This is a genomic window from Brevundimonas sp. (genome assembly GCF_032017145.1).
GTDB lineage: Bacteria > Pseudomonadota > Alphaproteobacteria > Caulobacterales > Caulobacteraceae > Brevundimonas.
This window is the reverse complement of sequence record NZ_DALZQC010000127.1, coordinates 1-8,670: the sequence shown is the minus strand read 5'-3', so window position 1 is coordinate 8,670 and position 8,670 is coordinate 1. Positions and strand designations below refer to the sequence as shown.

At 66.9% G+C, this 8,670-nt stretch carries 7 protein-coding genes; 4 read left to right on the top strand and 3 right to left on the bottom strand.

Annotated features, from left to right (window positions below):
• Positions 1–113 precede the first annotated feature (113 nt).
• The 3 genes from pstA to RTU05_RS15775 all read right to left on the bottom strand — a co-directional run bounded on the left by pstA (position 114) and on the right by RTU05_RS15775 (position 4,390).
• Positions 114–1,418, bottom strand: a complete 1,305-nt coding sequence (gene pstA, locus RTU05_RS15785; RefSeq protein WP_312599291.1) for a phosphate ABC transporter permease PstA — start codon at positions 1,416–1,418, stop codon at positions 114–116.
• Positions 1,411–2,841 carry a phosphate ABC transporter permease subunit PstC gene (pstC, locus tag RTU05_RS15780; RefSeq protein WP_312599290.1) on the bottom strand — a complete coding sequence of 477 codons (1,431 nt, stop codon included), beginning with the start codon at positions 2,839–2,841 and terminating at the stop codon, positions 1,411–1,413. The genes pstA and pstC overlap by 8 nt, the downstream gene beginning before the upstream one ends.
• A gap of 151 nt (positions 2,842–2,992) precedes the next feature.
• Positions 2,993–4,390 (bottom strand): ATP-binding protein, encoded by a 1,398-nt coding sequence (locus tag RTU05_RS15775; RefSeq protein ID WP_312599289.1) that lies wholly within the window; start codon positions 4,388–4,390, stop codon positions 2,993–2,995.
• A gap of 148 nt (positions 4,391–4,538) precedes the next feature.
• On the opposite strand from RTU05_RS15775, the gene RTU05_RS15770 reads away from it, so the two are divergent.
• The 4 genes from RTU05_RS15770 to RTU05_RS15755 all read left to right on the top strand — a co-directional run.
• Positions 4,539–6,827 carry an ATP-binding protein gene (locus RTU05_RS15770; RefSeq protein ID WP_312599288.1) on the top strand — a complete coding sequence of 763 codons (2,289 nt, stop codon included), beginning with the start codon at positions 4,539–4,541 and terminating at the stop codon, positions 6,825–6,827.
• A gap of 132 nt (positions 6,828–6,959) precedes the next feature.
• Complete coding sequence (locus RTU05_RS15765; RefSeq protein ID WP_292023441.1) at positions 6,960–7,592, top strand: 50S ribosomal protein L25/general stress protein Ctc; 633 nt, start codon at positions 6,960–6,962, stop codon at positions 7,590–7,592.
• Between the two features lie 87 nt (positions 7,593–7,679).
• Positions 7,680–8,288, top strand: a complete 609-nt coding sequence (gene pth, locus RTU05_RS15760) for an aminoacyl-tRNA hydrolase (protein WP_312599287.1) — start codon at positions 7,680–7,682, stop codon at positions 8,286–8,288.
• Between the two features lie 36 nt (positions 8,289–8,324).
• On the top strand, positions 8,325–8,670 hold a 346-nt coding region (locus RTU05_RS15755; protein ID WP_312599286.1), incomplete at its 3' end, for a hypothetical protein.

Below are 8,670 nucleotides of genomic sequence, written 5' to 3'. Positions count from 1 at the left end.
CCGGCGCGACCTCGGGCAGGACCTGCCCGCCCATGCGCGGGGCCTGGGTCGGATCGACCGGCCCGGCGCCCGTCTGGTCCTCGGCGGAGCGGAAAATACGGAATTTCATTCTCTTACCACCGACGCTCGAAGCGCCGCCTCAGGATGATGGCCGCCGCGTTCATGATGATCATGAAGACCAGCAGGACGATGATCGCCGCGGCGGTGCGTTCGTGGAAGGCCCGCTCCGAGGCGTTCTCCCAGATGTAGATCAGCGACGGCAGGGCGCCGACGGGCTGGTCGATGGCGTGCGGCACGCCGGGCACGAAGCTGACCATGCCGATCAGCAGCAGCGGCGCGGTCTCGCCAAGCGCGTGGGCCATGGAGATGATGGCGCCGGTCATGACGCCGGGCATGGCCAACGGCAGGACGTGGCTGAACACCGTCTGGGTCTTGGACGCGCCCATGGCCAGGGCCGCCTCGCGGATCGAGGGCGGCACCGCCTTCAGGGCCGAACGGGTGGCGATGACCAGGGTCGGCAAGGCCATCAGGGCCAAGACCAGACCGCCCACGATGGGGCTGGCGCGCGGCAGGTGCATCCAGTTGATGAACAGGGCCAGACCCAGGAGCCCATAGACGATCGACGGCACGGCCGCGAGGTTGTTGATGTTGACCTCGATGATGTCGGTCAGCTTGTTCTTGGGCGCGAACTCTTCCAGCCAGATGGCGGCGCCGACGCCCAGCGGAATGGCGATCAGGGCCGTGACCAGCAGCATCAGGGCCGAACCCACCACGGCGCCCAGCACCCCGGCCAGCTCGGGCTGGGTGGAATCGCCGTTGGTGAACAGGGCGGTGTTGAAATGGGCGCCGATGACGCCGTCGGCCTTCATCCTGTCCAGCCAGGCGATCTGCTGATCGGACAGACGGCGCTGATCCTCAGGCGTGGCCTTGGAGATTTCGCCCTTCAGATAAAGGTCGGCGTCATCCGACAGCGGCACGGCCAGGGGCACGGTCTCGCCGATGACCTCGGCGCGCTTGGCGACCAGATCGGCGGCGACGAACTTCAGCTCCGACGAGAACAACCGCTTCATCTGGCCGGCCTTGGTTCCCGTCGCATCGTCGGGAACGCCCATTCGCTGAAGCTGCTGCTCGGCCGCGATCTGCTCGAAGTTGGAACCCTGCGGATAGGCGCGGTCGATGCGGGCGGGGTCCATATAGACCGGCACCGTCACCGTGTGGGTGTAGAAGGCCGTGTGGCCCTGTTCGACGATGCGGACCAACAGGACCGCCAGGAACAGCATGGCGGCGGCGATGGCTAGGCGGCCATACCATTTGAAGCGCGTTTCCTTGGCGTGGCGGCGCTTCAGCCCCGCACGCAGACGCTCCAGCCGCCCGTTGGCGGATGCGCCGTCGATCCGATCGGGGGTCGCGTCAGTCATATTGTTCCCGATAGGTCTGGACGATCCGGTGGGCGATGATGTTCAGCGCCAGCGTCACAAGGAACAGGGTCAGGCCCAGGCCGAAGGCCGACAGGGTCTTGGCGCTGTTGAACTCCTGGTCGCCGGTCAGCAGGGTCACGATCTGAACCGTGACGGTGGTCACCGTATCCAGCGGATTGAAGGTCAGGTTGGCGGCCAGGCCCGCGGCCATGGTCACGATCATGGTCTCGCCGATGGCGCGCGACACGGCCAGCAGCAGGGCGCCGGCGATGCCCGGCAGGGCGGCGGGCAGAAGCACGCGCTTGACCGTCTCGGACTTGGTGGCGCCCATGGCGAAGGAGCCGTCGCGCAGGCTCTGCGGCACGGCGTTCAGGATGTCGTCGGACAGGGACGACACGAAGGGGATCAGCATGATGCCCATCACGGCGCCCGCCGTCAGGGCCATCTGGTTCTGCACCAGCGCCAGATACTGGCCCAGCCCGTCCAGCGGACCGCCGATCAGGACCAGACCGATTTCGTTGAACATGACGCGCAGGATCGGCCCCACGGTCAGGGCGGCGAAGAAGCCGTAAACGACCGTGGGCACCCCGGCGAGAATCTCCAGCAGCGGCTTGATGACGGCCCGCGTCGTGCGGCCGGCGTATTCCGACAGATAGATGGCCGACAGCAGGCCGATGGGCGCGGCCACGCACATGGCGATGACCATGATCAGCAGGGTGCCGGCGAACAACGGCACGGCCCCGAAGGCGCCCGACGACCCCACCTGATCCGCGCGGATCGCGATCTGCGGGCTCCATTGCGTGCCGAACAGGAAGTCGAGGACCGGCACCTTCTGGAAGAAGCGGAAACTGTCGAACGCCAGGGAGGCGATGATGCCCAGCGTGGTCAGGACGGCGATGGCCGAGCACACGAACAGGGCGCCGTAGATCCAGCCCTCGACCCGGTTGCGCGCCCGGGTCTTCGGCTTGATCTGGGTCAGGGCGAACAGACCGCCCAGTATGGCGGCCAGGATGGCGGCGGCGCCCCCGCCCCACGACAGGGTGCGTTCGATACGGACCATCCGACGCGCCTCGACCGGCAGTTGCTCGGCCAGCGGGCGCTCCCAGATCTGCAGGGCGGCCTCGCCGCGGCCCACGCGATAGGCGTCGGCGAAGAAGGCGTCGCGGCGGAAATGATCCAGAGAGGCGACCGCTTCAGGCGTGCCCGAAGCCGTCAGCTGACGCTGCAGCGGCGTGGAAAAGACCGAGGCCAGGACCAGCACCAGCAGCGCCGGCGCGGCCACCCAGATCAGGGCGTAAGCGCCGTGCTGGCCGGGCCGCGAGTGCGGTTTGGCCCCGATCGCGCGGCGACGCGCCAGCTCTCGACCGCCCAGAAAGGCGGTCGCGCACAGCGCCATGAGGATCAGCAGATAAATCCAGATCATTCGAAGTCCGAAGCGACGCGCGCGAATCGGCGTGCGGCCCTGAACACCGGGACCGACGCGGCGCGACTACTGCCCGCGAATGGTCAGCGGATTAAGACGGGTCGATGACAGTTGGGTGACAGCGAAGGTTCCCCATCGCCGCCGACAGAACCTATCGCCGCTCGACCGGTTGGGGGAACCAGGCGGTGAAGGCCGCCCCCATGCCCGGCGCGCTTTCCACCACCAGGCCGCCCTGGTGGCGGTTCATGATGTGTTTGACGATGGCCAGCCCAAGGCCCGTGCCCTGCCGTTCGCCGCTTTTCTGACCTTCGACGCGATAGAAGCGCTCGGTCAGGCGCGGCAGGTGTTCGCGCGCCATCCCCGGCCCGTGATCGCGCACCGTGACGGCGGCATACAGGACGCCCGCCGTCCGGTCAGGCGTCACCAGCGGCAGGCGCGTGGCCCCCGGCATCCGCGAGGCCCAGGCCTCGTCGAACGACAGGTCGGACCGGACGGAAATCTCGACCGTGCCGTTGCGTGACGAATATTTGACGGCGTTGTCCAAAAGGTTCTGCACCACCTGCAGGATTTCGTCGCGGTCGCCGCTGACCGACGCCCTCGCCTCCCCCTGATCCAGGGCGATGGCGATTTCCTTTTCGCGCGTCAGAACGCTGATGGCGTCCACCACATCGGACGCGGCCCGGTCCAGATCGACCCGGCCGGACGGCGGAATATGTTCGTTCAGTTCGATCCGGCTGAGCGAAAGCAGGTCGGCGACCAGCCGCCCCATCCGGTCCGCCTGCGCCGACATGATGTCCAAGAAACGGTCGCGCGCAGCCACGTCGTCGCGCGCGTGCCCCTTCAGCGTCTCGATGAAGCCGCTCAGCGAGGCCAGCGGCGTGCGCAGTTCGTGGCTGGCGTTGGCCAGGAAATCGACCCGCATCATCTCGGTTCGCCGTGCATCCGTCTCGTCGCGAAGGATCAGCAGCGCCATTTCACCGCCCGGCGCGACATGCTCATCGACCGACAGCGGCCGGGTCCAGGCTCGCCAGCGACGATCCCTCTGGCCGCCGGTGGTGTAGTCGGTGATGCGCGAGGCGCCGCCGAACAGGGCCTCGTCCACCGCCTCCAGCACGCCAGGCTCGCGGATGACCTGGACCAGCAGGGCGCCCTGGCGCTGGATGCGTAGCAGGTCGCGCGCGGCGTTATTGGCCATGACGATGCGTCGACCCGCGATATCGTCCGGCTCGCCGCCGCTGACCACCAGCACCGGATCGTCCAGCGCTTCGAACACCCGATCAAGCAGTTCGCCGGCGACGGCATCGCTCGTCGCATCGGCGGTCGCTCCGTCTATGGCGGACGGGGCGGCGTCGGCCGCGCCCGGCATGTTCAGCAACCAGGCCGACGCCGCCACGATCACCGCCCCGCCCAGCAGCCAGTCCGCCAGTTCGGGATGCAGGATCGCCAGCACCACCAGGATCAGAATGGCGACGCCGATGCTGGCGCCCACCGTCCACAGACGCGACGAGGACACCGGCGCGACGGGAGAGGGCGAAATTTCATAAGGCATGGACGGGCGGCGACCTCAAAAATGCACGGCGACATCCGATGCTTGCACGGATTTTGTGACGGCGCTTCGACAGGGCGGCAAGCCAATCAAGCGTCGCCGCACGGTTTCTTTAGGATTCTAGGCCAGATTGTCTCCAAGGAGAACGCAAGTGGACCGGATCGTCTTCTGCATAACTCGAGATCATGACTGGCGGTTCACACTGCTGGCGGCGGTGATCTGTCTGATGGGGCTGGGCGTCTCCATTCGGTTCATGGAGCGTATCCGGCGGTGTGATCCTGCCGGCCGGCGACGCGCCGTCGCCATGGCCACGGTTGTCGGCGCCATGTCCATATGGGCGACGCACTTCTTGGCGATGCAGGGGTTCGTGGCGGGCGTGCCGGTTCGCTACGATCTGGGACTGACGCTGGCCTCGCTGGTCGTCGCCTTGGGCATGATCGGCCTCACCATCGGCGCGATTCAGTTCGGCAAGGGACGAGGATGGCGTGTTCTGGCGGCGGTCATCGCCGTCGCCGGCGTCGGCGCCATGCATTATCTGGGCATGGCCGCCATCAAAGGACCGGCGCGGATCAGCTGGGATCCCGCCCTGGTCGCAGCCTCCCTCGGCGGCGCCATGATCGTCGGCGGGGCGACCTCCTTCTTCTATAGACGCGGCGGTCTTTTAAACCTTCTGATGACGACAGTGGGCCTGTCCATGACGGTGATCGTGCTGCACTTCGTGGGCATGGCGGCGATAAACCTGGTTCCGGACCCGACCGTGCTGCATACGCAAGGTCTGTCTCCCGCCGCGATCCGACTGCTGGTGGGCGTGGTGCTGTTGTTGATCTGCGGCGTGGCCGGCGCCCTCGCGGTCATGGCCTATGTCGCGCGCTCGACCGAACTGCGGCGCATACGCGAGGCGGTGGACGCCATGCCGGACGGACTGGGCTTCTACGACGCCAAGGACAGGCTGGTGCTGTGGAATGCGCGCTACGCGGAGCTGAATCCCGAACTTCAGCCTCACCTCACGGTCGGTATGACGTTTCGTGAAATCTTGCGGATCGGGATCGATCAGGGGCGCTACGACGAAGCCGTGGGCCGCGAAGACGACTGGTTGAACGAACGCATCGGGGCGCGGCGCCAGTTGTCCGCCAGCATCGAACAACAGGTGGGCGGCGGGCGCTGGCTTCGCGTTCAGGACCGTCGCACGTCCGAAGGCGGTACGGTCGTCGTCTGCAACGACATCACCGACCTGAAACGGGATGCCCAGGCCCTGGCCGAGGCGCGCGATGCGGCCGAGGCCGCCAACGTCGCCAAGAGCCAGTTCCTGGCCAATATGAGCCACGAGATCCGCACCCCGCTCAACGGCGTTCTGGGCTTGTCGCAGGCGCTGGCCAGGACCGAACTGACCCCCGAGCAGCGCGAGATGCTGGACCTGATGCAGGCGTCGGGCAAGACGCTGCAGACCCTGCTCAGCGACATCCTGGACCTGGCCCGCGTCGAATCGGGCAAGCTGGAGTTGACCGAGGACGCTTTGGAACTGGCGGTCGTGGTGCGAGAAGCGGCGCAACTCTATGCCGAAAACGCGCGCCAGAAGCGCCTCGATTTCCATGTCGACATCGATCTGGAGGATGGGGTCTGGGTCATGGGGGATGCGGTTCGCGTCAAACAGGTGCTGACCAACCTGATCTCCAACGCCGTGAAATTCACCAGCCAGGGCTTCGTCGGCCTTGTCGTTCAACAGGGCCAGGATCGAGATGGGCGACCCGTGCTGCGCTTCACCGTCGAGGACAGCGGCATCGGCTTCGACGCCGCGACGCGCGAGCGCCTGTTCACCCGATTCGAACAGGCCGACGGCGGCATCACGCGCAAGTTCGGCGGATCGGGCCTGGGCCTGTCGATCTGCCGGCAGTTGGCCGAAATGATGGGCGGCGACCTGGATTGCGAGAGCGAACCCGGCAGCGGCGCCGCCTTCATCCTGACCCTGCCGCTCAAGCCCTGCGTCGCCCCCAAGGCGCAGGAACCGGCCGACACGGCGACGCAACAGGCCGATGACGCGCGAGCGGTCCGCGTTTTGGTCGCCGACGATCATCCGACCAATCGGCGCGTCATCGAACTGATTCTGGCGCAGACGGCCGCCAAGATCGTGATGGCCGAGAACGGCGCCGAGGCTTTGGAGGCCTTCCGCGCCGACACTTTCGACGTTGTGTTGATGGATATGCAGATGCCGGTCATGGACGGCCTGACGGCGACGCAGGAGATTCGCCTCCACGAGGCGGCGATGGGTATGGCGCGCACCCCCATCGTCATGCTGACGGCCAACGCCATGCCCGAACACGTCGCCGCCGGACGCGCGGCGGGCGCCGATCATCACCTGGCCAAGCCCTTCAATGCGGCGGAATTGCTGACCCTGGTGGCCAGCCCGGCCGCCATGATCAAGGATCGAGCGCAGGCGGCGTAGGCGCGCCTTTCAAGGTTGCGCCATCGGTTCGATGCGTGTAATAGCCCGCGCTCTTGAATTCGAGGGTTCATGACCCCCGCCGCGCGGGCCCAGGGTTGGCGCGGCGTTTCTGTTGTTGTTGAGGCGAGCCACATGGCCGAGATCATTCTGAACGTGGACGTCCGCGATGGCGTCGGCACCGGCGGCGCTCGCGCTGCGCGTCGCGCGGGTTTCGTGCCGGGCGTCCTTTACGGCGGCGACAAGGCGCCGGTCGCCATTTCGGTGAACGAGAAAGACTTCCGCAAGTCGCTCTACACCGGCAAGCTGCTGGGCCACCTGGTCACGCTGAAGTACGGCGAAGAGACCCAGCCGGTCATCGCCAAGGACGTGCAGTTCGACCCCGTGTCGGACCGTCCGCTGCACTTCGACCTGATGCGCGTCGATGAGAAGGCCCCGGTCAAGATCGAGGTTCCGGTTCACTTCCTGAACGCTGACGAAGCGCCCTTCGCCCGCCAGGGCGGTTCGCTGGAAGTCGTCCGCCACGCCGTGGAAATCCTGGTCCGCGCCGACCAGATCCCGGAAGAACTGGTCGTCGACCTGGCCAAGTCGCAGATGGGCGACACCATCCGCATCTCGGACATCACCCTGCCCAAGGGCGCGGAAGCCACCATCACCGACCGTGACTTCGTGATCGCCACGATCAAGGTCTCCTCGGCCGCCCTGTCGGCCGCCGCCGACGAAGCCGCCGAAGCCGAGGCCGCGCCGGTGGAGAAGACCGAAGGCTAAGCCTTCGTCTCTCCGACAAGATCACGCCCCGCCCGGCTCGCCGCGGCGGGGCTTTTCTTTGGGCAAGGCGCAAGGCATGAGGAAGCCATGATCATCATCGCCGGCCTGGGCAATCCCGGCGCCAAATACGAGAAGAACCGCCACAACATCGGCTTCATGGCGGCCGACGAGATTTCGCGGCGGTGGCGATTCGGGCCTGAACGGGCCAAGTTCCAGTCGATCATCGCCGAGGGCGATGTCGAGGGAACCAAGGTCCTGCTGATGAAGCCCCAGACCTATATGAACGAAAGCGGCCGGGCGGTCGGCGAGGCGGCGCGCTTCTACAAGATCAAGCCCAGCGAGATCATCGTATTTCACGACGAGATCGATCTGGCGCCCGGCCGTTTCCGCATGAAGACGGGTGGCGGCGCAGCGGGGCAGAACGGCATACGCAGCTTGATCAGCCATCTGGGCGCCGACTTCCGCCGCGCCCGCATGGGCATCGGCCATCCCGGCGAGAAGGATCTGGTCATGCCGCATGTGCTGGGCGACTTCCACAAGGCGGAACAGCCCTGGCTGAACGCCATGCTGCAGGCCTGCGCCGACGCCCTGCCCTTTGCGGTCGTCGGCGACGACGGACGCTATCAGGGCGAGGTCATGCGTCTGGCTCCCGCGCCCAAGTTCAGCCCGCGCCAGGCCGCGCGTGGAGAGCTTTAACTTTCGCCGCCGGTCGAAAGGCCGTAGAGGCGAAGCGTGACCCCATCCCAGGCCGACAACTGGTCGACTGCGAAATCGCTGGCCTTCCTGGCGGCGGTGTTCGCGCTCGTGATCGGCGCCCTGTTGCCGTTCGCGGCGCTGGCGGCCGTCCAACCGGGTCATCCGCTGGTCATCTGCTCCGCGGAAGGACCGCAGACGATCCAGTCGGGCGGCATGGACGGGCCGGTCAACAAGCACGTCGGGGCCAAGTGCGCCGCCTGCGTCACCCCGCCCGTCGCCGCCCTGCCCTGCCCCCCGGCGCCCCAGCCTGCAACGGTCATCCGCACGGTCGAGACCGTCATCTACGCGCCTGTAAGCGTCAGCGCGCCGCCGCCCGCCCGCG

Bases quoted from the DNA above. Each gene is read 5' to 3' on its own strand.
- pstA (WP_312599291.1), bottom strand. From the start codon at position 1,418: ATGACTGACGCGACCCCCGATCGGATCGACGGCGCATCCGCCAACGGG.
- pstC (WP_312599290.1), bottom strand. From the start codon at position 2,841: ATGATCTGGATTTATCTGCTGATCCTCATGGCGCTGTGCGCGACCGCC.
- RTU05_RS15775 (WP_312599289.1), bottom strand. From the start codon at position 4,390: ATGCCTTATGAAATTTCGCCCTCTCCCGTCGCGCCGGTGTCCTCGTCG.
- RTU05_RS15765 (WP_292023441.1), top strand. From the start codon at position 6,960: ATGGCCGAGATCATTCTGAACGTGGACGTCCGCGATGGCGTCGGCACC.
- pth (WP_312599287.1), top strand. From the start codon at position 7,680: ATGATCATCATCGCCGGCCTGGGCAATCCCGGCGCCAAATACGAGAAG.